The sequence below is a fragment of the Pseudomonas sp. 2822-17 genome (assembly GCF_002742485.1).
In the GTDB taxonomy this organism is placed as follows: domain Bacteria; phylum Pseudomonadota; class Gammaproteobacteria; order Pseudomonadales; family Pseudomonadaceae; genus Aquipseudomonas; species Aquipseudomonas cyclaminis.
Genome location: NZ_LJRZ01000185.1, coordinates 1 through 236, shown reverse-complemented (window position 1 = coordinate 236; position 236 = coordinate 1). Strand labels below are relative to the sequence as shown.

The window sequence follows — 236 nt, the reverse complement described above, 5'->3', positions numbered from 1 at the left end:
TGCATATGTAGACCATAAGTCTATATATCACTAGTCTATCATTGTAAGTAAAACGGATGATTTGAAAGTGAAAGTGGGGATTATATAATGGCTTCTGGTAACGCCATTCAAGACATATTGAAGAAGATGATGGAAACTGTTGGGGACAGTAAAGAAAAGATTTTTGAAATAGGGGAAGAGTCTCGCGGTGAATATAATCAGTTGAAATCGGATTTAACTAGTATTCAAGATAATGT

General features: G+C 34.3%; 1 pseudogene. It reads left to right on the top strand.

From position 1 onward, the window contains the following. Window positions 1-87: 87 nt before the first annotated feature. A pseudogene (locus tag AOA60_RS34350) lies at window positions 88-236 on the top strand (hypothetical protein); the annotation flags it as partial.